This window comes from Mucilaginibacter galii (assembly GCF_014635825.1).
In the GTDB taxonomy this organism is placed as follows: Bacteria; Bacteroidota; Bacteroidia; order Sphingobacteriales; family Sphingobacteriaceae; genus Mucilaginibacter; species Mucilaginibacter galii.
The window spans coordinates 140902-165516 of the sequence record NZ_BMDO01000006.1 but is presented as its reverse complement, the minus strand read 5'-3'; the positions used below and the strand labels follow the sequence as shown (position 1 = coordinate 165516).

26 protein-coding genes are annotated in these 24615 nt (G+C 42.0%); 15 read left to right on the top strand and 11 right to left on the bottom strand.

Annotation, left to right across the window (positions count from 1 at the left end):
- Positions 1-93 precede the first annotated feature (93 nt).
- Positions 94-1302 (bottom strand): PBSX family phage terminase large subunit, encoded by a 1209-nt coding sequence (locus IEV61_RS12170; protein ID WP_188417044.1) that lies wholly within the window; start codon positions 1300-1302, stop codon positions 94-96.
- A gap of 1 nt (position 1303) precedes the next feature.
- Positions 1304-1783 carry a terminase small subunit gene (locus IEV61_RS12165; RefSeq protein ID WP_188417042.1) on the bottom strand — a complete coding sequence of 160 codons (480 nt, stop codon included), beginning with the start codon at positions 1781-1783 and terminating at the stop codon, positions 1304-1306.
- A 195-nt stretch (positions 1784-1978) separates the two neighbouring features.
- Here IEV61_RS12165 and IEV61_RS12160 point away from each other — a divergent pair, with 195 nt between their 5' ends.
- Both IEV61_RS12160 and IEV61_RS12155 read left to right on the top strand, forming a co-directional pair.
- Complete coding sequence (locus IEV61_RS12160; RefSeq protein WP_188417040.1) at positions 1979-2314, top strand: hypothetical protein; 336 nt, start codon at positions 1979-1981, stop codon at positions 2312-2314.
- 137 nt (positions 2315-2451) lie between these two features.
- On the top strand, positions 2452-2976 hold the full coding sequence (locus tag IEV61_RS12155; protein ID WP_188417038.1) for a GNAT family N-acetyltransferase: 525 nt from the start codon (positions 2452-2454) through the stop codon (positions 2974-2976).
- A 24-nt stretch (positions 2977-3000) separates the two neighbouring features.
- On the opposite strand, the gene IEV61_RS12150 is transcribed toward IEV61_RS12155, so the two are convergent.
- A complete protein-coding gene (locus IEV61_RS12150) occupies positions 3001-3420 on the bottom strand; it encodes a hypothetical protein (protein ID WP_188417036.1) in 420 nt (139 codons plus the stop codon).
- 426 nt (positions 3421-3846) lie between these two features.
- On the opposite strand from IEV61_RS12150, the gene IEV61_RS12145 reads away from it, so the two are divergent.
- Complete coding sequence (locus IEV61_RS12145; RefSeq protein WP_188417034.1) at positions 3847-4542, top strand: S24 family peptidase; 696 nt, start codon at positions 3847-3849, stop codon at positions 4540-4542.
- 60 nt (positions 4543-4602) lie between these two features.
- Here the strand turns inward: IEV61_RS12145 and IEV61_RS12140 are convergent, their stop codons facing one another.
- The 3 genes from IEV61_RS12140 to IEV61_RS12130 form a co-directional block, all read right to left on the bottom strand.
- Positions 4603-5100: a hypothetical protein gene (locus tag IEV61_RS12140; RefSeq protein ID WP_188417032.1), complete on the bottom strand. Its 498-nt coding sequence runs from the start codon at positions 5098-5100 to the stop codon at positions 4603-4605.
- Between the two features lie 134 nt (positions 5101-5234).
- Positions 5235-5597 carry a response regulator gene (locus IEV61_RS12135; protein ID WP_188417030.1) on the bottom strand — a complete coding sequence of 121 codons (363 nt, stop codon included), beginning with the start codon at positions 5595-5597 and terminating at the stop codon, positions 5235-5237.
- A gap of 238 nt (positions 5598-5835) precedes the next feature.
- Positions 5836-8610 carry a M16 family metallopeptidase gene (locus tag IEV61_RS12130; RefSeq protein WP_188417027.1) on the bottom strand — a complete coding sequence of 925 codons (2775 nt, stop codon included), beginning with the start codon at positions 8608-8610 and terminating at the stop codon, positions 5836-5838.
- A gap of 370 nt (positions 8611-8980) precedes the next feature.
- On the opposite strand from IEV61_RS12130, the gene rbp reads away from it, so the two are divergent.
- From rbp to IEV61_RS12100, 6 genes are all read left to right on the top strand, one after another.
- The gene (gene rbp / locus IEV61_RS20690) at positions 8981-9394 is read left to right on the top strand and encodes an RNA-binding regulator (protein WP_188417026.1); all 414 of its coding nucleotides are present in this window, start codon (positions 8981-8983) and stop codon (positions 9392-9394) included.
- A 405-nt stretch (positions 9395-9799) separates the two neighbouring features.
- Entirely contained in the window at positions 9800-10096 is a 297-nt protein-coding gene (locus tag IEV61_RS12120) for a hypothetical protein (RefSeq protein WP_188417025.1), read from the top strand.
- A 100-nt stretch (positions 10097-10196) separates the two neighbouring features.
- Positions 10197-11222, top strand: coding sequence for a hypothetical protein (locus IEV61_RS12115; protein ID WP_188417024.1), 1026 nt, complete (start codon positions 10197-10199; stop codon positions 11220-11222).
- A gap of 56 nt (positions 11223-11278) precedes the next feature.
- Positions 11279-11782, top strand: coding sequence for a DUF3347 domain-containing protein (locus IEV61_RS12110; protein WP_188417023.1), 504 nt, complete (start codon positions 11279-11281; stop codon positions 11780-11782).
- Positions 11783-11946: 164 nt separating this feature from the next.
- Complete coding sequence (locus tag IEV61_RS12105) at positions 11947-13233, top strand: citrate synthase (protein ID WP_188417022.1); 1287 nt, start codon at positions 11947-11949, stop codon at positions 13231-13233.
- A gap of 189 nt (positions 13234-13422) precedes the next feature.
- A complete protein-coding gene (locus IEV61_RS12100; RefSeq protein ID WP_188417018.1) occupies positions 13423-14223 on the top strand; it encodes an alpha/beta hydrolase in 801 nt (266 codons plus the stop codon).
- A gap of 25 nt (positions 14224-14248) precedes the next feature.
- On the opposite strand, the gene IEV61_RS12095 is transcribed toward IEV61_RS12100, so the two are convergent.
- Both IEV61_RS12095 and IEV61_RS12090 read right to left on the bottom strand, forming a co-directional pair.
- A complete protein-coding gene (locus tag IEV61_RS12095; protein WP_188417016.1) occupies positions 14249-14662 on the bottom strand; it encodes a DUF1810 domain-containing protein in 414 nt (137 codons plus the stop codon).
- 102 nt (positions 14663-14764) lie between these two features.
- Entirely contained in the window at positions 14765-17998 is a 3234-nt protein-coding gene (locus tag IEV61_RS12090) for an amidohydrolase family protein (RefSeq protein ID WP_188417014.1), read from the bottom strand.
- 136 nt (positions 17999-18134) lie between these two features.
- Between IEV61_RS12090 and IEV61_RS12085 the strand changes: the two genes are divergently transcribed.
- Both IEV61_RS12085 and IEV61_RS12080 read left to right on the top strand, forming a co-directional pair.
- A complete protein-coding gene (locus IEV61_RS12085; RefSeq protein WP_188417012.1) occupies positions 18135-19382 on the top strand; it encodes a dicarboxylate/amino acid:cation symporter in 1248 nt (415 codons plus the stop codon).
- A 116-nt stretch (positions 19383-19498) separates the two neighbouring features.
- Complete coding sequence (locus IEV61_RS12080) at positions 19499-19975, top strand: DUF4920 domain-containing protein (RefSeq protein ID WP_188417010.1); 477 nt, start codon at positions 19499-19501, stop codon at positions 19973-19975.
- Between the two features lie 104 nt (positions 19976-20079).
- Here the strand turns inward: IEV61_RS12080 and IEV61_RS12075 are convergent, their stop codons facing one another.
- Positions 20080-21108 carry a chitinase gene (locus tag IEV61_RS12075; RefSeq protein WP_188417008.1) on the bottom strand — a complete coding sequence of 343 codons (1029 nt, stop codon included), beginning with the start codon at positions 21106-21108 and terminating at the stop codon, positions 20080-20082.
- An 80-nt stretch (positions 21109-21188) separates the two neighbouring features.
- On the opposite strand from IEV61_RS12075, the gene IEV61_RS12070 reads away from it, so the two are divergent.
- The 4 genes from IEV61_RS12070 to IEV61_RS12055 all read left to right on the top strand — a co-directional run bounded on the left by IEV61_RS12070 (position 21189) and on the right by IEV61_RS12055 (position 22524).
- Entirely contained in the window at positions 21189-21737 is a 549-nt protein-coding gene (locus tag IEV61_RS12070; RefSeq protein WP_188417000.1) for a cob(I)yrinic acid a,c-diamide adenosyltransferase, read from the top strand.
- A 92-nt stretch (positions 21738-21829) separates the two neighbouring features.
- The gene (locus tag IEV61_RS12065; RefSeq protein ID WP_002996718.1) at positions 21830-22051 is read left to right on the top strand and encodes a DUF2795 domain-containing protein; all 222 of its coding nucleotides are present in this window, start codon (positions 21830-21832) and stop codon (positions 22049-22051) included.
- 117 nt (positions 22052-22168) lie between these two features.
- Positions 22169-22330 (top strand): lmo0937 family membrane protein, encoded by a 162-nt coding sequence (locus IEV61_RS12060; protein WP_188416998.1) that lies wholly within the window; start codon positions 22169-22171, stop codon positions 22328-22330.
- A gap of 32 nt (positions 22331-22362) precedes the next feature.
- Complete coding sequence (locus IEV61_RS12055) at positions 22363-22524, top strand: lmo0937 family membrane protein (RefSeq protein ID WP_188416996.1); 162 nt, start codon at positions 22363-22365, stop codon at positions 22522-22524.
- Between the two features lie 48 nt (positions 22525-22572).
- On the opposite strand, the gene IEV61_RS12050 is transcribed toward IEV61_RS12055, so the two are convergent.
- Both IEV61_RS12050 and queA read right to left on the bottom strand, forming a co-directional pair.
- Complete coding sequence (locus IEV61_RS12050) at positions 22573-23286, bottom strand: 2-C-methyl-D-erythritol 4-phosphate cytidylyltransferase (protein WP_188416994.1); 714 nt, start codon at positions 23284-23286, stop codon at positions 22573-22575.
- Between the two features lie 107 nt (positions 23287-23393).
- The gene (gene queA, locus IEV61_RS12045; protein WP_188416992.1) at positions 23394-24443 is read right to left on the bottom strand and encodes a tRNA preQ1(34) S-adenosylmethionine ribosyltransferase-isomerase QueA; all 1050 of its coding nucleotides are present in this window, start codon (positions 24441-24443) and stop codon (positions 23394-23396) included.
- Positions 24444-24615: the final 172 nt, after the last annotated feature.

Genomic DNA, 24615 nt, shown 5'->3' with positions numbered 1-24615 from the left:
CGGTAAAAACTATTAAACTTGTTAAGGAAGATGTGCAGCTTAGCGCGTGGGTTGCTGAAACAAGTTCAGCATGACATTAAATTTTGAACAGCCTTACGCCAATCCCATTACATCATCCTGTTGCACAACTGGTGCTTTCCATGGCATACGTGAGCGCATTTTGCCTGTAGAGCTGATCTTGAGCTTATTCAAGGCCACATAACGCAAAGGGTCAATCAGGTGGTTCCAGGTGTCGGTAGGTACGTTTAGGGGCCTGCCCGTGGTGTCTGTTTTCCATTGATACCGGCTCAATTCTTTACGCAAGTTAGTGCTCTGGCGGGTAACATTGATGCGGTATCGGCGCAAAATGTCTATGGAGTTTAAAATACTGTCGCCGCCTTTTTGAGCACCGGCCATATTCCAGCCTAATCTACGCAGTTCTTCAATTGATTTGGGCTCGGCGCTGTCGGCCACAATTTCGGTGTTTTTACTGATGCCTGCCGCCTGCATGCGCTGGTCTATATCCTGGTTAGTAAGGCTGGTTTCATAAAGGAGTTCATTTACCCATAGTTCGCCGTTTTGCAGGTATACTTCCAGTAAACCGGTTTGGTCGTTAGTATAGCCAAAATCTAAACCATAAGCCAGGCGCCTGGCCTGTTGCGGTATGGCATCGCACAGCAGCCAATTGGTAAATACAAGGCCCGTCACTTTTCCGGTTAAACCGCGGGCATAAACTTTCCACTGTTCTTCATCCTCGTTGCGTATACTTTCTATTTTTTGATGCGTATTATCATCCAAAAACGGATTATGCCTGTGGTCGGAGATCAGCAGTTGTACATCCTCTTTGCCAATTAGCCTGTCGTGTACCCAAAATGCGGCGTTGGGGTTATAATCCAAAAAAATTCGCTTCCGGGTGCGCAGGGCCAGTTCGTTGTATACATCCCAGCTAAATCCATTGGCTTCGTTTACGAATAAGTAATCGCGCTTACCGCTTTTGGCATCCTGGGCGTCGTCATAGCTCTTAAATTCAATAATGGAGCCGTTGTGAAACTCATATACCCGGTCAGATTTATTGAATGTCCGGATCATGCTTTGTATGTGAGGGCTGTGGCTCACAATGCTTTGCGCATCGCGCATGGCGCCTGCTTTGAGGTTAGGTATATCTTGCCCTACAATGGTTATAACCTGGCGGGTATTTTGGCAGGCCAGTGTAAATAGTACCTGTTCTATAGCATAGGTTTTGCCCGAACTGGTACCTCCCTGGTTTACAACTACATGGTGGCTGGCTTCATAATTATGTTGAAAAAGTAGCGATGTTTTCATGTTAAACTTTTACATCCTGCTCGCAAGATGCCGGTGCCGGGCCTGTGGGTATGATCTCTATTTTGAGGGTAGATTCGGCCGGTGTAAACTCGGGCGACTTGACAGTTTGTTTTTCCATCCACCCTAAGCTTTTTAAGGCAAATATGGCGCCGGTAGCTGGTTGATGGTGGAGCATTTTTTCGTACTCGCTTTCAATTTTGAGCCGTGCCCGCTGGGCTATAGCCGCAAAACGGCCGTTTTTTTCGTAAGCTTCAAAAGCTTGCAGGCTATCGAACCCAAGGTGAAAAGCCAAACCGCTGAGGGTAGGGGGCTGTGGTTCGCGATCCCAAACCTTTTGCTCGCGCATTTCGGGCGGGCTTTTAGCCGTAGGCTTAAATGGTAATAGTTGAGTATGGTATTCGCCTTCTATCCATTTAAAATAGTCGGCAATGCGATGGCTGATCTGTTCAACCTTGCTGAATAAAATGTATTTGTGCTTCATTATGATAGGAGTGCCGATTGGCATATTGGAGAGTGTAAAAGTAGTAAAAATAATTGATAAATGCAAATATTTTTAGCAATTTGTTGTTTGTAAACAGTCGTGTGTCGAACGGATTTAAGTTGAAAAACTAAGACATAAAAAAATTGTCGCCTATATTCTGAAACAAATAAAGTAATTGCCACCTTTGCAATACATATGAGACCCGGAGATAAAGTAATTTGCATTAACGATAAAATTGACGCCGATAAAGCTGAAGAGATCCGTCGCGATTTTGAAATTTGGATTACTAAAGATAAAGAATATACCCTACGCGAGATCTTAGATAATAACGGCATTGTGACTGGTGTACTGCTCGAGGAGGTACATAATTTCCCAAAATTCTTTAAACTCATCAATCGTTTCCAGGAACCTGCTTTTGCTATATGGCGCTTTCGTAAACTTAATTATGCCACCGCGCAACAGGCCGAAGAACACACCGAAGAACTGGTTGAAGTTGGCCGCCCCGCTAAGGAAGAAGAGGGACAGTTTTAGCTTTGAGGTGTGAGGATCGGGGTGCGGGCATTGTATATTGTACATAAATCAATTGCATTTATTAAAACCACATTCCGCTTAGCAAATTTGACTACTGACTACTGACTACTGACTACTGACTACTGACTACTGACCACATGATCATACGTTTAGCTACTTTACAAGATATCGGGCCTATTACCCAACTGGTGGCGCAGGTAGTGCCTGTAATGCAGGCCGCCGGCAATTTGCAATGGGATAATACTTACCCTAATGATGAGGTGTTTACCAATGACGTGCATAAGGGACAGTTATGGGTAGCCGACTTTGATGGTCAAATAGCTGGTGTAATTGCCATTGTAAATGAGCAAGAGCCTGAATATGCGCAGGTGCCAGGCTGGGACATTACAGAGCCTGCTGTGGTTGCACACCGTTTGGCAGTAAGCCCCGATTTTCAAGGTAAGGGTATTGCTGCTGCCTTATTGCACCAGTGCGAAGTAGTGGCGCGAGAACAAGGTGTTGATCTCATCCGTTTAGATACCAATACGGTAAACAGGCTTATGCAAAATCTATTTTTAAAGATAGGCTACAGTTTGGGTGGTGAAATTACTTTGCATAAAAAGCCCGGACTTCTTTTCATGGCTTTCGAAAAACGGTTAAGCACCCAAAGTGTGGATTTATGATACTGTTGCCAATTGGCATAGTTATTAAAAATCTAATTCGTAACTATACGTTTCGGTTTCTACCAATTGTGTAAGAATACTCTTCAACAAGGCTTCTCTCGCCCATTGTTGCTCTGTGGTACTGGCATCATTAGTGTACCAATGCATGGGCGAGCTAATAGGAATTTGAGTAGTGTAAACATACTTCTTGGTAGGATGCATCTTGGTTCCCTCATAGCTGTTCATGTTTTCGGCCTTAATAAGTTTGGTTAAATGGCTAACCGGTATGTGAAGCTGCAGGCATTCATCCAACGTATTTTTGTAATCCTGTTTGTCTTCCAACCACAAGGTTAGGGTTTGCCCGTTAATTTCATGGTCGGCAATGGCAATACGGCTATAGGTATAGTCTACCGAAATAATGAGCCACCAAAGCTGGTTACGTGTTTTCTGATTAAGCTTTATCATGTTGAATAAGTATTGTGTGGTTAGTAATGGTTAGCAGATGATTATGCTGTAACTAATAGCTATCTGTAAGGCTACCTAAATGCAGGTTTCCAACCGGGAAGGTATTGTTGAATAGTCGCTATTTCGTTCTGGTACTTTTCGCAGGCCGCCTGGTAGCCCTGGTATCGGAGCTGTCGTGCCTTCTTAGTAAAAGATGGTTTGTTGGATTGGTCGTTTTCATTAATGTTGCGGAGTGATGAATAAGCAAGGTGCATCTTTTATAAAATATGATATTTCCGTTTTACAATTTTTTATTGATAATTAGCTCTAAATGATCTCTGATTTGCATAATTCAATTTTTTTGTATTTCTTTGAATTATTACAGAACAAATATAAAGAAATATCTGTATTTAAGTAAAGAAAGTTATCAACATTATTTATTCGTGTATGGACAGTCAGCAGAAGATCGGTAAAATTAAAACTGTACGCCCGGAAACTTTGGAGTTTATTATACTGTACAATCAGCTTAAAGGAAAGGCATTTAGTAATAATGCAGAACTGGCTGAAACGTTGGGTTTTAACTCGCCCAGCTCAATTACAGAAATAATAAAGAGCAGGCAAAATATTGATACAGAGAAACTTCGTATATTTAAAGAAAAATTTCAAGAATATTTAGATGGCAAATCTGTATCGAGGGTTAATGATCCTGTGAAAAAGCAGTTTGTAGGTATACCTATGTACGAGGTAATTGCCACTGCCTCGGGTGTTGAGGTGTATAACGATATAAACGATACCCAGCCGGTAGGGCATATGTATTTCCCTGGCATTGAAGATTGCGACTTTGCCTTGCCTGTATGGGGGCACTCTATGTACCCCTACCTGGAGAATGGTTGCTGGGTGGCGTTAAAAATCATCCATGACAAAAAGATATTGCCCGGTGAGGTTTATTACATTGAATGGGGCGATTACCGCATGTACAAGCGCCTATTAGCTACCGATAAAGACGACGAAGTGATTGCCCACTCCGACAATACTACTGAAATGATTGCCGGCCGCTTAAAATATTCACCCTTCGTGATCAAGAAATCGGAGATTAAAAAGCTTTGTTTAGTTAAGGATATACATAAAAAGCATAATCATTAAATGATTATGCTTTTTATGTCTTTTAAATATCTTGTAAAGTGCTATTTAAAGTGCTTTGTTCTATTTATTGCAATCTGTAGGCTTTAATTCAATGGAATAAGGTGCAGCATGATCTGTTATTTGTCGGCCTGTAGCTGCATCGGCTTTCAGCGGTTTTTGAAGTAAGCTGGTATGGTTTAACCTAAATTCAACTGCCATGGTATCTTTAACACCTTCCTGCATAAAGGCCCATATGGCATTAATGCTCTTATCGGTGTTCATGGTGCCGGTTAAGGTACCTTTACGGCTGTCTTTCTCAAAAATTTCGTTAGTCATTTTACCGCTTACCTTGTTGTCCTGAATATGTAACTGTACATATAGGGTGTCTTGCATTTTATTGCCGCTGGTATACAGGTAACAGCCGTCTTGGGTGCGTTTAGAAATCTTTCCTTTTTTTCCTTTGGTTTGCGTAGTGTCGCCGCCAGTGTTTTTCTTTGCCGAACTTTGGCAGGCTGTGCATAAACTCAATACAGACAGTATTATAGCAATGTGCTGATAAGTGTTTTTGATCATTTTCATAGTGTTGGCTGAATATTCGTTATAGTAAACCCAGCACCATGCGTTTTGTTAGTAAAAACAAAATTTATGTGAAATTGATAATTTATCAAATGAAGCAATCGTAATCCTGTGTCTTATTACGGTAAATGATTTTCTTATTTTCCTTGTTTTTCAGAAAATGAGCGGATAATACGGCCTAAGTTGCTGATGTTGAATGGCTTTTCAACAAAGCCGTCGGCGCCGCTTTTTTCTGCCAGTTGTTCGAGGTTAGGCATGGTTGAAACCAGTACCACAGGAATATGCTTTAGTTCTGGATCGGTTTTAATGTACTTACACCACTCGCTGCCGCGTTTTCCCGGCAATAATTCGTCCATTAAAACAAGGTCGGGTTTTATCTCGCTAAACTGTTCGGCAATGGTGCCATCTTCAGAGGAGATTACTTCGTAACCGTCGTCTTTGAGGATATAATCCATTATTTCACTGATGTCGGGGTTATCCTCAATTACTACAATCTTCACCTTTACTCAATATTTTGGCTGCAAATATAACTTAAATTCAATAATGTTTTAATTCTACAGTTACAGCAAGCTGCTTATGTATCACAATGATAATGAATAACCATGAAATTTTAATTCAAACAGTTGTTTAAAAACCTGATTTCTTACGCTTTATAGCTCTAACAATTTTAATGTGAAAAAATACAGTCATAAAAAAAGCCGCAGTAAATAACTGCGGCTTGGTATTAATAAATAATGATTATTTAGCTTCAGCGGCTTTCTTTTTGGCAAAGTCGCCTGCCTTTATAATACTAATTTTACTGCTATCGTAATATTTTTTAGCAGCAGCATTAATTTGGGCGGTAGTTAATTTACTAACAGCATCGTCCAGCTTTTGCCAGAAAGCGATATTTTCGCCATAGTAAGCGTAAGTATTTAACGTGCCTGCCAATGCGTTATCTTGAGCAAGACTAACACTGCGCGATTGCAGGTAACCTTTTTTAGCTTCGGCCACTTCCTGGTCGGTAAATCCTTCTTTAACAGCTTTATCAACTTCCTCTTTAAAGGCAGCATCTAAGCGGCTTGCATTTTCAGGGGCATATATGGCGTAAAATTGCTCCATACCGGTGTTCTGATCAAAATAGCCAGCTGAAAGGCCCGAACCTACACCATAGCTAATACCTTCTTTTTGACGGATACGGTTAGCCATCCTTGAGTTCAAAGCACCACCACCTATAATATAGTCGGCCATTAAAAGTGCAGGATAATCGGCATCTTTAGTGCTTATCTGCAAAGGTTGAATAGCGAAGAAAAATGCGTTGGCTTTGTCTGGTGTCTCAATGTTTTTGATTAGCGGGGCAAAGTCTTTACGTTTAGGTATAAGGCGTGAAAAAGCTTGTGGACTTTTCCAGCTACCGAACTCCTGGGTAATTAAACTCTTAGCCTGTGCAGCATCAAAATCTCCGACAATAGAAACGTACCCATTAGATGCGCCATAGAAATCTTTGTAATAGCTTTTTACATCGCCTTCACTCACGGCTTTAGTCATTTCTATAGATTCGTCGATGCTTGGAACATAACGCGGGTCTGTTTTTGCGTAAGGATTCATGTAACGTTGCAGTTCATTTACTGCAATGTTTGTAGGCTCGCTGCGTTGTTGCTCAACCGCTGCTATGCGCTGTTGCTTCAATTTTTCCAACTCTTCGCCAGGGAATGTTGCTTCTTTCAGTATTTCTGAAACCAATTTTAATACCGCCGGGAAGTTGGTCTTGTTAGCTTCAATGCTTACCGAAAGATTATTAGCGCTGCCACCAAAACCAACGCGGGCTTTAAGTCTGTCTAACTCATCTTGTATTTGCTGGCGGGTCTTGCTTTTAGTGCCTTTATTTAGCATGGCTGCAGTTAAAGAAGCCGTAAGGCCCTTATTTTGCAATGCAGCTTCGGTTCCAAAGTAAAAACTCATGGTAGCAATAACCGATTCACCACGGGTTTGCTTGGTAAGCATATTTAGCGTAATGCCGCCTACTTTAGTAGTAACCAAGCGTTTTTGAATATTGGCCGGAGAGGCATCAAATGCTTCGCCCTGGGCAATGGTTTGAGAACCGGTATAGCCTTTTAGCATAGCGGCCAGATCTGGCGTAGCCGGTATTTCGGCACGGTCTGGCTTCTCGGTTGGGATAAATACGCCTAAGGTACGGTTTGATGGCTTGAAATATTTATCGGCCACACGTACCACATCGCCCGGGGTAACATTTTTCAACTGGTCGCGGGTGTAAAATAATAAGCGCCAGTCGCCCTGGGCAATATACTCGCTCAGGTTTAAGCCCACATTTTGTGATGAGTTTAAAGCAAGTTCAATGTTTTTAAGTTGCTTGTTGCGAATACGCTCAACCTCGGGTGCAGTTGGCTTCTCGGCCGAAAATTTTTCGATAGTGTTCAACAAGATCTCTTTGGCTTCATCCAGGCTTTTATCTTTAGGAACATCAACATCAAATATAGCCACACCCGGATCGGCGGTTTCATAGTCGCCTCCGCCTACACTGGTCGCTTTTTTGCTTTCAATAAGGTTTTTATATAAACGGCCCGAAGGCTGATCTGTTAGTAAGCCCACTAACACGTTTAATGGCTGAGTATCGGGGTGAGGGCCCGATGGTACGTGGTAACCCGCACTAATAGCCTGAATATCGCCTACACGACGTAGTGTAACCATACGTTCACCATCTTGCGTTGGCTCAACCGTATAGTTGGCAGGTAATACGCGTGCCGGCTTAGGAATAGTTCCAAATTTTTGATTAATGGCAGCCAGCGTTTTCGTCTGGTCAAATTTACCGGCAATAGTTAACACCGAATTATCGGGCTGGTAATATTTATGGTAAAAGGCTTGTAAGCGGTCAATAGGTACTTTCTCAACATCGGCACGGTTACCAATGGTAGATTTACCGTAATTGTGCCATAAGAACATGGTTGATATTACGCGCTCGTTCAATACGCGCTGCGGGCTATTCTCGCCCGATTCCATTTCATTGCGTACTACGCTAAATTCTTTGTCCAGCTCAGTTTTAGCAATAAAAGAATTAACCATACGATCAGCTTCTAAATCGAGCGCCCAGTTCAGGTTTTCATCGTTAGACGTAAAGGTTTCGTAGTAGTTGGTGCGGTCTAACCAGGTTGTTCCGTTAAAGTCGGCGCCATGGGCATTCAGTTCCTGCGGAACGTTGCGGTGCTTTGGTGTGCCTTTAAAAACCATATGTTCCAGCAAGTGGGCCATGCCGGTTTCACCATAGTTTTCAAATTTAGAGCCTACTAGGTAGGTAATGTTTACGGTAGCGGTTTGCTTCGACTGATCGGGGAACAGGAGCACGCGCATACCGTTGGCCAGTTTGTATTCGGTAATACCTTCTACAGAAGTTACCTTAACAGGTGCCGGCGGTGTTTTGACAGCAGGTTTTTTTGCCGCAGCTTTTTGTGCCATTACTGGCATAGCGCAAACTGCCGACAATGCACAAACCAGCATTGTTTTTTTGATCGTTACCATTGTTAATAAGCGTAATAGATTTTTCACCTAATATATATATTATTTATACAACTAATTATTAAGTTGTAATTTTATGTAAGGGAATTTTAGTAGAAGAATAGAGTAGGAGGGATTAGCTCTGCAGTTAACAAGTTTACAAAGCTGTATTTATGCTTTAATTTGAATTATATAATTGTTAAAAGCACAAAAATTACTTGTTAAGAACCTATTATTTAAGGGTTTTTGAATGTCAAAAAGGACATAAATTGGAGATTTTATTGATAATTAAAATTTATTTTTTTTATAAGCACAAATAATGAACAAATACAGAAATTTTTATGTTAATTGCGTTGTTAAGCAACCATGCTTGAAAATTGTAATTTAAAAATTGATGAACATTTTTGTAGGAAGCCTTCCTTATCGCTTAGAGGAAGCAGATTTAAAAGAACTCTTTGAAGCATACGGAGAGGTAAGCTCAGTGAAATTAATCTCTGACAGAGAAACCGGTAGAAGCAAAGGTTTTGGCTTTGTTGAAATGCCTGATGACGAAGCAGCCCAGAAAGCCATTGCTGGCTTAAATGGTGCTGAAGTTAGCGGCAGAAGCATTGCAGTTAGCCAGGCTGAAGAAAGAAAACCAAGCAGCGGCGGTGATCGTCGTGGTGGTGGTGGTGGCGGCTTCGGCGGTGGTAACCGTGGTGGCGGTGGCTATGGTGGCGGCAGCGGCGGCGGAAGTCGTGGCGGCAGCGGCGGTGGCTATTCTAAAGATAACAACCGTGGCGGTGGCGGCGGTGGTCGTTGGAGCTAATCATATAACAAAAAACGCCGGGATATTATTATTCCGGTGTTTTTTGTAATTGTCCCCAGTGGTTAACCCACTCGTATTATTTAATTTTCTCAGCCGTTCTAAAGGCTAAATGTTTGGGCATAATTGTTACGGATAAAGATATCCTTGTTTTACAATGCCATGATTATTAACTGCGACCCTTGTAGTTAAATACCCTGCCTATCTAAATAAATTTTCAATATTTTTTATAATTCATTAACGTTTCAGAAATGTTAAATGTATTTTCAATGTGCTGATTTTTAATTTACTAACATAAAAGTTGTAAAAAGTAGTTTGGTTGTGCTAAACCATCTTTAAAGTTCATCGTCTTACCTATATAACAAACAATGCGAAAGCGTTTATTTTTAACAAAGTAAATACAAGACTATGAAACGGATTACATTTTTAGCAGCACTTATAGTATCCCTGATGAGTTTTAGCGCCGCCAAGGCACAGGTAAGTGGCCATATTGGTATCAATATTGGTAGTCCCGGTTATTATAGCGGACCCGTATATCGCGAACCACGACGTGTAGTAGTGGTTGAGCGCCCGGTTTATCGCCGTTATCCGGTAAGAGAAGTCTATTACAATCGTCCGGTAATTGTGCGTCGCGATTATGGTTACTATGGTCCTCGTAGGGTTGTACATTACCGTCATCACGGTCGCGGCCACGGCAGATGGTAATATAAATGCAGTAAAATAAATATTAAGCCCTTTAGTTCTTCTAAAGGGCTTTTTTGTGTTAGGCTTAATAGTAGCCATAAAAAAACTATTTTTACATATCATGGCTTTACAAACGCATCCCCAATCAAATCACAAAAGAAATGCATTTATCATTGCCTTATTTGCTATCTTATTATTTGTGGGCGGGTCATATATGCTACATCGCATTAGCGTACCTAAGCGAAACAGCGTAGCCAACGGTTTACTGGCCGATATGCTAATCACTTTTCCGGTTGCTTATTACTATTTAATCATCAAGCCTTTTAAGTATAGTATATGGAAACTGTTGTTGGTTTTTACATGCTGTAGTGCTGTGGCTTATATGGTGCTGCCCCTGCAACAACAGCACTACGTACTTCAATTACGTAAAGTTTCTGTTTTAGTGGAGTTGGCTGTTATTGCCTATGCTATATCAAAGTTCAACAAGATAAGGCAAGAATACCAGCGCTTACAAACTGAACTGCCAGATGGGGCTTATCATATGCAGCAAAGCATAATTGCAGTACTTGGTAATACGTTTACCATACGCATGCTGGCTTGTGAGTTAACGGTTTTACGTTTCGGCTTATTTTGGTGGATGAAAAGCACGTTTGTTTCACTTGGGGCAAAGCGTTTCACTACGCACAGGGAATCCGGTTATATGGCTTTGTTTGGTGTGCTGCTATTTGTAATGTTGGTAGAACTTTTTGCCGTTCATTTGCTGCTAATGCAATATAGCGCTAAGGCAGCAATTATAGTAAGTGCTTTAAGTGCTTATGGAATGTTGTTCTTGCTGGCCGATATGGTTGCTATTAGTAAAAACCCGGTGCTTATTTTGGAAAAACAATTGTTGCTGCGTACAGGTATGCGATGGCGTGCGCACACCTGCCTCGGGAATATTGAAACGATCACCAAACTCAGCTATGATTATGAGCCGGAAGAGAACTGTTTTAAAGGCGCAATCATCAAAAGTAGCGCTAACCTTTATCTCAGGTTTAAACAACCGGTAACAGTAAGCAGGTTATACCGCAGCCCTATAATAGTTAACAGCATAGTATTAAGTATTGATGAGCCAGACGCCTTTACAGCGGCATTGCAGGTAGGCTAATTTCGCAATCCGTCTCAAATTAGTACCTTAGCAAGTATTAATCATTTTCAGCTACCATGAAAAAATATCTTTTTATAAGTGTCATAGCATTACTAAGCGCTTGCCAACCATCAGGCAAAAAAAGCGAAACCATAACCGACACTAAAGATGCTACGAGCAACGCTCAACTTACCGATACCGCCAAAGTATACAACGCTTACCTTAAAGTGAAGGATCACTTGGTTAAAACCGATGGCAAAGCAGTGCAGCAATCGGCAGATAGCCTTGCCCAAACGCTTAGTGCCATTAAGGGTTGTAAGGAAGCAGAAGAACTGGCTACTAAAATGGCTGCCACTAATGATATTAAATCTCAACGCACACTTTTTTTACAGGTAAGCCAAGATGTAATACCGTTGGTAAAAGGTATTAAAAACCCGCAATCGCCTATTTATGTGGCGTATTGCCCTATGACTAATGAGGGTAAAGGCGGTTACTGGCTCTCGGCACAAAAAGAAATTAAGAACCCTTATTACGGTGATGAGATGCTGGAGTGCGGTGAAGTGAAGGAAGAGATTAAGTAAACCATAATTACAACAGTAGCCTCGTAGTGTACTGTAAAATAATAGCAAACAATTACCTGTTTATTCTATTAATTTAGGGTAATTTTTACGTGATAAACCTCATCCGCAAACATGATTAATGGCATATTTATTTACATTTGCTGCGGATACAACTAATTATTTCTATGTCGGAGACAGCACAACTAAAAATCGGTGATAAAACTTATGATTTGCCTGTTATAGAAGGTACAGAAAACGAAAAAGCACTGGATATATCCAAACTTCGCGATCTGACCGGCTACATTACTTTAGATATTGGTTATAAAAATACAGGTGCCACCAAAAGTGCCATCACCTTTTTAGACGGGGAGCAGGGTATTTTAAAATACCGTGGTTATCCTATTGAGCAGCTGGCCGAAAAATCAACGTTTATTGAGGTAGCTTACCTGCTAATTTATGGAAAGTTGCCTACAACAGAACAACTGGATAAATTTCAGTTTGAAATTAACCGTCACACACTGGTTCATGAAGACATGAAGAAGTTTTTTGATGGTTTTCCGTCAAAATCTCACCCTATGGGGCAGTTGTCTTCATTAATTGGCGCGTTGGCTGCTTTCAACCCCGAGTCGTTAGAGCCCGGCTTAAGCGCTGAGATTGTTGACCTTGAAATACACAAGCTTATTGCTAAAATGAGCACTATTGTATCCTGGATCTATAAAAAATCTTTAGGGCATCCTGTTAACTATCCTAAGAACAAGTTTGATTACGTTACCAACTTCATGTACATGACTTTTAGTCAGCCTACTGAACAGTACGAAATTAACCCGGTGGTGATAAGCGCCATGAACAAGTTGCTGATACTGCATGCCGATCATGAACAAAACTGCTCGGCTTCTACCGTTCGTATCGTAGGTTCTTCGGATGCAAATCTGTACGCTTCTATTTCGGCTGGTATATCTGCATTGTGGGGACCGCTGCATGGTGGTGCTAACCAAGCTGTTATAGAAATGCTGGAGCAAATTAAAGAAGATGGTGGCGATACCGATAAATGGATAAATAAAGCGAAAGATAAAAACGATCCTTTCCGCTTAATGGGCTTTGGTCACCGTGTTTATAAAAACTTTGACCCACGTGCCAAGATCATCAAAAAAGCTTGTGACGATATATTAGAGAACTTAGGTGTACAAGATGAGGTGTTGGAAATTGCCAAACGTTTGGAGGAAGTAGCTCTGAAAGACCCATACTTTGTAGAGCGTAAGCTTTACCCTAACGTAGATTTTTACTCGGGTATCATCTACCGTGCATTAGGCTTCCCAACCGATATGTTCACTGTACTTTTTGCTTTAGGCCGCCTGCCAGGCTGGATCGCCCAATGGAAAGAAATGAAAGAAAATAAAGAACCAATTGGTCGCCCGCGTCAAATTTATACCGGTGCCACTGATTTGGATTATAACGACATTAGCAGCCGCTAACCGGCTTAGTACACATGAACAAAAGGTCGATAGCTTGCTATCGACCTTTTGTTATTTTAATGGTTTATATAATTCAACAGAAATATCTTATTGCCTTAGGCATTTATTCCGTATAGAAGAGACGTGATACTTTACTCAATGTTCAAGTTTGGCAAGGCTATTGCTCATTGCTGCATCTAAGTGATGATAATGGAAACCGAACAAGAACAGTATATACAAGCTGATGAACAGCAACACACCGCAAGCCCTCAGGTACAAATTTTAGACGAGCATTTTAACATGCCCGAACTACAAACCGATAGAAGAGTATGGCTATACTTGCCGGCCGATTACGAGCACTCTGGCAAGCATTATCCCGTCATATACATGCACGATGGTCAAAACCTGTTCGACCAGTATACAGCGAGTCACCAGGAATGGGCAGTTGACGAGGTGATGGATGAACGTTTTTACCACAACGCCTGTATCATAGTAGCGGTAGATCATGGCGAGGAAAGTCGCATAAACGAATATTGTCCTTATGATTCGGAAGAGCATGGCGAAGGGAAAGGTGATGCTTACACGGATTTTTTAGTAAATACCCTCAAGCCTTTTATCGATACTCATTACCGTACCCAGGCAGATGCTCGGCATACTGCTATTGCAGGCAGTTCTATGGGAGGCTTGATAACGGCATACGCAGCTATAAAGCATCCGGAAGTATTTGGTAACGCCGGTGTCTTTTCGCCTGCTTTTTGGTTAGCCAAAGATATTTATGCCTTTGTCTTGGGGCAAGATACGCTTACCAACTCCCGCTTCTACTTTGTTTGCGGCGATGCCGAGAGTGAAGATATGGTAGGCGATATGCAAGGCATGGCAGAAATTGTTAAAGGCAAAGTTGCTAACGAAAGACAGGTATCCATTCAAATTATACCGGGTGCGGGCCATAACGAACAGCAGTGGCACGATGATTTTCCGGCGTTCTATGAATGGTTGCTGCACGGCTTTTAAACTCTTGAAGTAGTGCGGTAAAGCACTACTTCAAAAGTATTCGTAAAGTCTTAGAATCTTTTTCGCCATGATAATACTTCTGCAAAACTTCATCAAAAACCGGATCGGCATTGGGCACCAGCGAAAACAAGGTCATGCTCGATTGTAATTTCATTTCATCAGGGCTACCCAATATAGCATAAGCATCGTTGCCGTCCAGTTCCAGCATGGCTTTACTGATCTCAATTAACCGTTCGCTCAAAACCGGGTGCGCTAAATATACTTTTGCTTCTTCTATATCTTTAATAGCATAAAATCGTGCAAACTCGCTATTGCCTAAGCCCTGTATTTGCGGGAAAACGTACCACATCCAGTGCGTACTCTTTTTGCCATTTTTAATTTCGGCTAAAGCATCAGCGTAATTTTTAGCCTGTGCTTCTGTAAATCTGTTTAAAGACATTTTTATATCATAGTTAAGCTAATAAATAAGTTCACGCCATTTTTTGAAATTGAAGGTATAGTCATGCTCTATCATTTTCTAAGCAGCTAATAAACGTTGTCATTAATTTTCTCCGTCGCCGCTACCAAATAAATAGGTTTCCGTATTCCCAACAGGCATATTCATCATATCGCCGCGGTTAAGCTGCCACCAAAAGCGCAGTCGAGGCTTTTCGCTATTTCCTGTTTCATTCATCGAGTCCGAATCGTATAAGCGGCCATTTACCATTACATACTTAATATGGTCGCTGTTGCGTATATCATCTAAAGGGTTTTGGTTAAGTACTACCAAATCGGCCAGCTTGCCGACTTCTAATGAGCCGATTTCTTTATCCATGCCCAGGTAAGCGGCGCCATTTAAAGTAGCACTGCGTAAAGCTTGCATAGGGGTAAAGCCACCCTGACCCAGCATCCAAAGCTCCCAATGAGCACCTAAGCCCTGTAATTGTCCATGAGCTCCCAAGTTAACTTTGGTGCCGCCATCGGCAATTTGTTTAACTGCTTTTGCTGCATCAATATGTCCGTAGTCGCCATATTCTGAGGTGGTTCTCCTGCGTGAACGGGCATCAATAATGGCCGGAGGGGTGAAACTTAGCAGGTGCTCATTTTTCCAAACCTCGCTGCGGTCATACCAGTAGTTTTCGCCAAACTGGGTGCCGTAACTTACAATAAGTGTGGGTGTATAGGCCGTTTTACTGGCGTTCCAAAAGCTTTTCACATCTTTATAAACAGGCCAAACAGGGATGTTGTGCTCAATGCCGGTGTGACCATCGGCTATCATATTCATATTGGTAAAAAATGTAGAGCCGCCTTCGGGTACCACTTCCATTTGTAATTCGCGTGCTGCTTCTACAATTTGCTGCCGCTGTTCTCGGCGGGGTTGGTTATAGCTTTTTACCGAAAATGCACCTACAGCCTTTAACCGGCGTAGATTGGAACGTGCATCATCAATGCTGTTGATCACCACTTTAACGTCGCCATCAGCACCATACAAGATAGTGCCGGTGGAGTAAACCCGTGGACCAACCATGCGGCCGGCCTTCAACATTTCCGATTGGCTAAACACCATTTCCGTGTTGCTTGATGGGTCGTGTGAGGTGGTAACACCATAAGCCAAATTAGCAAAGTAATGCCAGTCTTGCTGCGGCGAAATACCGTCGGGGCTTACGCCCAAATGTCCGTGCACATCTATTAAACCGGGTATAATGGTTTTACCAGCCACATTGTAAACTTTAGCATCGGCCGGAGGCTGTACATCTTTACCAACAGCCATGATCACATTACGGTCAATCACAATCGTCCCTTTTTCAATTACCTCATCGCCCTTCATGGTTATAATGCGGGCATTGGTGAAAGCTATTTTGCCACTGGGTTGATCTGATTTTAACCTTAAGCCTATATCTATGCCCGCTGTATCGGCAATAATTATTTTATCGTTATTGTCAATAAAAGCAAATGTGGTGCGAATGTCGCGAGTATAGTATTTGGGTCCTAAGGTCCAGAGCAGCTTTTGGCTGTCTTTACTCCAATGCAGGTAAGTGCAGGCATCGCGGGTAAGGCGGGTAAGCGGCAGGGCCTTGTTAGTAGCCGTAAGTTCCTGCGCAGTGCCGGTATAAGTTAGCGGCGTAATGTAGCAGTTGTATAGTTCCGTAAAAGCCATCCACTTACCATCAGGACTGGGTGTAAACTGTGTTGCGTAGGTTGAGGTGTATAGCGTTTTAGGCGCCATACCCGGGCTGTTCAGGTCAATTACCTTAAAAGCCTTCTTGCCGTCTTCGGTACTTTGATAATAAAGTTTGCTGTCATCTGCCGAGAATTGCGGCCTGATACCATTGTTAAGAATACATTGGGCCGCGCCACCGGTTGCCAGCACCATATAAATCCCCGGATTTTTACCGAAGGCATAACCCAGCACATCGTTTCCCTCACCTTTGCGGTAAACTATTTTGTCGCCTTTGTTGCTGAAGGACGGTGTGTAATAGAAACCCCTGTCTGCCGTTAAGCGTGTTACATGGCGGGTAGCCAGGTCGATGGTATTGACAGAACCCTTGAGTTCATCGCTCCAGGTGGTGTAAGTAAGTTGCTTGCCATCGGGGCTGAAAGATGGTTCATATTCAAACTCGGCAGTAGTGGTTATACGTTCGGGCTTGCCATTGGGCAAATCTTTAATATAAATGTAACCGGCTGCATTAAAAGCAACACGCTTACCATCGGGCGATGTGGTTAACTGGCGTATCATTCGTACCGTAAATTCATCCTGATATACCTTTTGCGGAAAATGCAAAGCTTCGGTAATGGTTTGCTGCGAGGTAACCTCAAATGGAATATTTACGGCATTGAGCGTGGTAATGTCAAGGTTCCAGATTTTACCTTTAGCATAAAATATCAAATGCTGGTTATCGGGCGTCCAATTAAAATTAGGGTAGGTGCCAAATACGGCCCATGTTTCCTGCTGATCGTGGGTAAGGCCATCATAAACCGGGTATTCTTCGCCGGTGCTCAAATTATGAACGTATAGCACCGATTTTAAACGCACCCGTTTTACAAAAGCCATCAGCTTACCATCAGGCGATATTTGTGGCCTGCATGCACCACCGCTGCCGCCGTTTACCGTTTCTATTTGCCCGGTTTGACGGTTTAAACGTTTAATGGCATATATGCCCTGGTTAGGATCTTTATTATATTGAAAATTTGGGCCGGGAGTTACGTCTTCGCTCCAATAAACATACGTTCCTTTAGGCGATACGATGGGTTCCCCAACATCCTGCTGGTCATTTTTGCGCTTGGTTAACTGAACGCCTTCCCCGCCGCTTTTGTGGTACAACCAAATTTCGCCTGCACCTAAAGAGCGCGAAGCCGTAAAGTGCTTGCGGGCCACGAGGTACTGTCCGTCGGGTGTCCAGTAAGGGTTGTTTAATAGCCTGAAGGTTTCTTTTGTTACCGGGTGCTTACCGGCGCCCTCGGCTCCCATAATCCAAATGTTATCGCCACCATCGTGGTCGCTGGTGTAGGCAATAGTTTTACCATCGGGGCTAAAGCGCGGTTGCACATCCCATGCACGGCCGCCGCTTAGCAAGGTTGCTTTTCCGCCGGTTACGGGTATGGTATAAATATCACCAAGTAAATCAAAGGCTATGGTTTTGCCGTCGGGGCTAACATCTACATTCATCCAAGTGCCTTCGTCGGTAGTAATAGCCACCTTTTTTGAAGGCCCTGGAGTATTTTCAATATTCCATTTTTGAGCTGATGAGTTTAAGCTAATTAATGCGAGTAATATGCCAAGGTAGATGTTTTTCATAATGCTATAGCTTATGGCGAAATTAACAAAAAATGGCCCTCGTAAATATTTGTTATTACAGGAAACTGGGAAAAGCAATTATCATTAAACACCCAAAGGCTAAGCCAAGGCTTTTTACTACATTTAGCAACAGGACATGAATAATTTTTACAAGAACTATAAAGGCATTATTTGGCTGCTTACCGGCATTTTATGCGGCAGTGTTGCCGGGCTGGCATTAGGTAAAAAGATAGAAGTGCTCAAACCCATTGGCGATATTTTTTTAAACCTTTTGTTTACAGCCGTTATCCCGTTGGTGTTCTTCGCTATATCGTCGGCCATAGCAGGCTTGGAGCCGGGTAAAAAGCTTAGCCGCATTATGGGAGTGATGTGCCTGGTTTTTTTGGGAACGGTGATTGTAGCTGCCTGCCTAACCATGATAGCCGTGTGGCTGTTTCCGGTTCATGAACAGCTTACCGGCGCTATACTTACTGAAAAAGTTAACCCGCAGCCAATAGGTAACCAAATTACCGCCTTGTTTACTACAGGCGAATTTTACGAGTTGCTATCGCGCAAAAGCATGTTGGCCATGATCATATTTTCGGTGATTATTGGCTTTGCTGCTTTGCGTAGTGGTGAAAAGGGTACAGCTTTTACCCGTTTTTTGCATGGTGGTAATGAGGTGTTTAAGCAGGTGTTTATCATTATTATGAAACTGGGGCCGGTTGGTTTAGGCGCTTACTTTGCTTACCAAGTCGGCGTTTTTGGGCCGCAGTTGTTTGGTGCATATGCGCGGTCGTTAGGGTTGTATTATGCTACTGGTGCCTTTTATTTTGTAGTAATATTTAGCGTATATGCTTTCATAGCCGGAGGTGTAAAGGGGATGCAAAAGTTTTGGCGTAATAATATTATTCCTTCGGCCACGGCAGTAGGTACCTGTAGCAGTATTGCTACTATACCTGCCAATATGGATGCTGCCAAGAAGATAGGCATCCCCGATGTAATAGCCAATGTAACCATCCCGTTAGGTGGTACACTCCATAAAGATGGTTCGAGTATTTCGTCTATTATTAAAATGGCGGTAGTGTTTGCCTTGTTTGGCAAAAGCTTTAACAGTGCCGATGTTGTTTTATTGGCCCTGGCCATGACCGTTTTGGTAAGCGTGGTTGAGGGGGGCATCCCCAATGGTGGCTATGTGGGCGAATTGCTGTTTATTGCTGCGTACGGTTTTCCGCCCGAGGCATTACCTCCCGCCATGATCATAGGCACATTGGTAGACCCTATGGCCACCTTGCTAAACTCCACCGGCGATACGGTTGCTGCCATGATGATCGCTCGTTTTACGGAGGGTAAAGGGTGGATGGAGAACGGAGAGTATGGTTTGGAGAGCGGGGTTACGGAGTAGATACAATAAGTTCAATTTATCCCATTTTATTAAAATGCTGATCGATAAGTCTTACTGTAAAATATGAATACTGATATTTAAATATTTAATACCTTTAGGCCAACAATAAACTGTATATGAAAGCATTAACTTTATGGGTAGCCGCTATATTATTAGCTGCTACTACTTACGCACAACAAAGTGCTATTAAACCTGCTGCTGCCGGGGTAACTTATGGCAAGGCAGTAACAAAGGATAAGGCGATTACCTTAGCAAGCTTAAACCAGGAATTAAAAAAAGATACGATTTATACAGGGAAAGTTGCCGGCGAAGTTACCGAAGTTTGCACCAAAAAAGGCTGCTTCATTAAACTGAAACAAGCCAACGGTGAAGATATCATGGTACGTTTTAAAGATTACGCGTATTTTATGCCGCAAAATATTGTTGGTAAAAAAGTAGTGATTGAAGGAGCCGCTAAAGTAAGCGAAACCTCTGTTGAACGTTTACGCCACTATGCGGCAGACGCCGGAAAAAGCCAAAAAGAAATAGCCAAGATCAGCAAGCCTAAAAAGGATGTGACCATTATGGCCGATGGGGTGCTGGTAACAGAGTAAGTAACATACAAGATAAAAAGCCGCAGACATTAAATTGTGTCTGCGGCTTTCTTATTTACAGTCGATTCTTGGCTCTTGGTTCTTATCTCTTGTTTCTTTCCTTCTTACTCATTCACGCCATATAAATACGGCTGCATTTTACCGCATGAGCAGTTGGCACTATCCTGTACGCCTAACTTGCCTAAAAAGTACTGGTAAAATTTCATGCGGTCTTTCATGCTGTAATTATTTTCGCCTTTATTGCACTCCACTTCACCATTAATAATGTTAATGGTCATACCAAAGCCGGGTGCGCGTCTTTTAGCCTTATCGCTGGCTTTGGGCTGCCAAACGCCTACCATTACATTATGGGCCGATGGTTTATGGGTTTGCGGTGTCATCCAAAAATAGATAGCCGTTTTAAAAGCCAGCACCGGGTCGGTTTCTATGAGGTCGGGGTTGTTAAGCAATATCTTGTCGTCGCCTAAAATACAATCGCCCGCATAGCCGTAATTGCCGTTATAGCTCAATTGTACTGGTCCGCGGCCATAATACTTTTTGCCCGGAACGGGAGGATACTCATCGTTTTCGGCAACATAAGGCAACGATGTGTTTTTTTCGTGAATATACATCAGGCCGTCGGTAAAGGTGTCATCGGTGCCACCGCGGGTTTCGTGTGCTATATTTGCAAAAAAGGCCGCCAGTTCTTTCTTATTGGTAATAGCATCTTTTTCTGTACAAAACTTTCCAAAGTCAACCTCAAAGCTGCTGTCGGGTTTTGCTTTGGCCCAAGCTTCGTTCCAATCAACATCCTGGCGTACAACAGAATCTTTGCCGGTAGCTTTATCGGTTCTAATGATCTGGTAAACCGACACCGCACGGCGGGTTACTTTTATTTTAACCTGGCCTAATTCTTTAATTGCTTTGATAAAAGATTGATAGGTGTAAAATCTATTACGTTGTGGGAACAGCTCGTTAAACATTTTCTCGGTAATTAAACCGGCTGCTGTAACTGTCGGCTTTTCCGACTTTTTTTCTATAGCATTTTCTTTGTTTTTTACTGCGTTCCCACAGCTAAAACTCAGCAGCAGCGACGCGCCGACTATGAAAATTATGATTTTATTGTATCTGCTTATAAATAGGGTGGTTTTCATAGCTTATGGATTTGCGGTAAACATTAAAAATTATTAACAGTGCATCAAATTATTATTAAAATTATTTATTTGCACAGGATATGAAGATATATACTAAAACCGGCGATAAAGGTTTGACCTCGCTCATTGGAGGAAGCCGAGTACCCAAGTACCATATCCGGATAGAGAGTTACGGCACTGTTGATGAATTGAATTCGTACCTGGGTTTAATTGCTTGTCAGGATATTTTACAACACGATAAACAAATTATAAAACAAATACAGGATAGACTGTTTACCATAGGTGCATCATTAGCCGCTGACCCAGATAAACCGGGGATGGTATTGCCGGATATAAAGCAGGAAGACATTGGCCTATTGGAAAATGAGATGGATGCAATGGAAAGGTTATTGCCTGCCTTAAAGCATTTTATTTTGCCGGGTGGAAGTAATGATGTATCGTATTGCCATATTGCACGATGTATTTGCCGCCGGGCCGAGCGTATTACGGTACAATTAGCCGAGGAAAGCTCTGTTGATGAAAAAGTTATTGTATATTTAAACAGGTTGAGCGATTACCTGTTTATGTTAGCACGTAAAACAGGGCAGGAGCAGCATCTGGAAGAGAATAAATGGATACCGAGATTGTGACAAATTATCGAAAAAATAATTTGACAAACCATATAAAAATATTATATTTTTGCAAAAAAGTGATAATTAACCCAACAATAAAATTATAACATATGTACTGGACTCTTGAATTGGCTTCACATCTGGAAGATGCACCATGGCCTGCTACTAAAGATGAACTGATTGATTATGCTATCCGTTCGGGTGCACCTGTAGAAGTTATAGAAAACTTACAGGCCTTGGAAGACGATGGCGAACCTTATGAAAATATTGAAGAGATATGGCCTGATTATCCTACAAAGGATGATTTCTTCTTTAATGAAGACGAGTATTAAAATAAAAAAACCTGCCTAAAGCAGGTTTTTTTATTTTTTAACAACATTTTGGAGTGGTATTGGTTAAGTAAATATTAAACACATTTATCTAACGAAAAACATTTTAAAATTAAAGTTATGAGAGGCATATTGTATCTAATTGCTGTAGTATTAGTCGTATTATGGGTGGTAGGATTTCTATTCCATGGACTGGGTTCATTTGGTGATGGTGGCATTATCCACGTGTTGCTGGTAATTGCTATTATCGCGCTGTTATTAGGTGTTATACGTAGAGCATAACTTAACTAACATCTAACTTAAAAAAACAAATCATGGGAAATTTATTGTACTTGATCGCGGTAATACTAATCATTCTTTGGGTAGTGGGATTCTTATTCCACGGCCTGGGCACATTTGGCGATGGTGGAATTATCCACGTTTTGCTGGTAATTGCAATCATCGTTATTTTGCTTAAGGTTATCCGCAGAGCATAATTTAACATGATCAACATAAGCCTTCCGGTTAGCGCTGGAAGGCTTTTTTTATTTCATTAATAATTCAGCAATGGCGATGTCTTCAGGAAAAGTTATCTTGAAGTTTTGGTAACTGCCCTCCGCAATATGTATGGCATAACCGGCTTGTTCTGCCACGCTGGCATCATCTGTAAAGCTTTCCTGGTATGGGTGTTCGTAGGCTTCTTTTAATAAGCTGGCTTTAAATGTTTGTGGTGTTTGTACAAGGTAGATCTCATCACGTAACAAGCTTTTAGTTTCCCCACTTTTTAATTGCCTTATTGAATCCCTGCTTTTTACGGCTACTACCACCGCACCATGTTTGGTAGCCTGTAAATAGGCATCTTCAATAATTGCTGAACTGATTAGCGGACGTACGGCATCATGTATGGCAACCAAGGCATCATTTGGAATTAATTCTAATGCATTTTTTACAGAATGAAACCTGGTATGCCCACCACTTACCAGTTGGTAGGGTAGAGCAAACTTATAATCGGCGCATAACTGTATCCAATATTCATGGTAGTTTTGGGGCAGCGCTAAAATAATTTGAGGCTTTGGATGGCTGTTATGAAAAGCCTGCATGGTATGCATAAGCACTGGTAAGCCATTAAGTAACAGAAATTGTTTAGGAACGGCCGACCGCATACGAGAGCCGGAGCCACCTGCAACTATAATTGCAAAACGCTTTTGAGTGTTAGCTGAACGTTGTAAGTTGAAAGTTGCAGGATCGTACGTTGACATACTTAGAAAAATTTAGCAAATATAAGCTAATAAAAAACGCCACCGATTACCGGTAGCGTTTTATAAGATATATCATTGCTGTAGAAAAGTTCAGATCAACAAAAAACTTATATCATCAGCATGGCATCGCCGTAGCTGTAGAAACGGTATTTCTCTTTTACTGCAACTTCGTAGGCATTCATTACATTTTCATAACCACCGAAGGCACTCACCATCATTAACAAGGTTGACTCTGGTGTGTGAAAGTTAGTGATCATAGAGTTCGCGATACTGAAATCGTACGGCGGGAAAATGAACTTGCTGGTCCAGTCGTTAACCGATTTCAGCGTTTTATTTGCCGATACGGCCGATTCAATGGCGCGCATTGATGTTGTACCCACGGCACAAACACGGCTTTTACGTTCAATAGCGCGGTTCACAATATCGGCTTGCTTTTGCTCGATGATGATCTGCTCTGAATCCATTTTGTGTTTGGTTAAGTCTTCTACCTCAACCGGGCGAAAAGTACCTAAGCCTACGTGCAGGGTAACCTCGGCAAATTCAACACCTTTAAGTTCAAGGCGTTTCATTAACTCGCGGCTAAAGTGTAAACCGGCAGTAGGGGCTGCAACAGCACCTTCGTTTTTAGCAAAAATGGTTTGGTAGCGCTCCTTATCTTCGGCGGTAGCCTTACGTTTAATGTATTTAGGCAGCGGAGTTTCACCCAGGATCTCCACGTTACGGCGGAATTCCTCATCAGTGCCATCAAACAAAAAGCGTATAGTGCGGCCACGCGATGTAGTGTTATCAACCACCTCGGCAACCAAAAGATCATCATCACCGAAATATAACTTATTACCAACGCGAATTTTACGGGCCGGGTCAACTAACACGTCCCATAAGCGTAATTCTTTATTTAATTCGCGGAGTAAAAAAACTTCAATAGTGGCACCAGTTTTCTCTTTATTACCGTACATACGGGCAGGGAAAACTTTGGTGTTATTCAGGATCATTACATCTTTATCATCAAAATAATCCAAAACATCCTTGAATATTTTATGCTCAATTTTGCCCGAATCGCGGTGTAACACCATTAAACGAGCCTCATCACGGGTTTCAGCCGGATTATGAGCAATCAGTGAATCGGGTAGGTTGAATTTAAATTGAGATAATTTCATATCTTTTTCAAATAGATTTTTAGGGCGCAAATGTACGCATTTTTTCTTGCAAATGTAAACGTTTTAACAGGTGCTTTTGTGTGAGGATATGGCAAACAAAAACGGGGTTCAGTTTTTACCTTATTGAGCTATCGGTATATAAAATTCTGATTGCGCGTCATTACAGTTACCG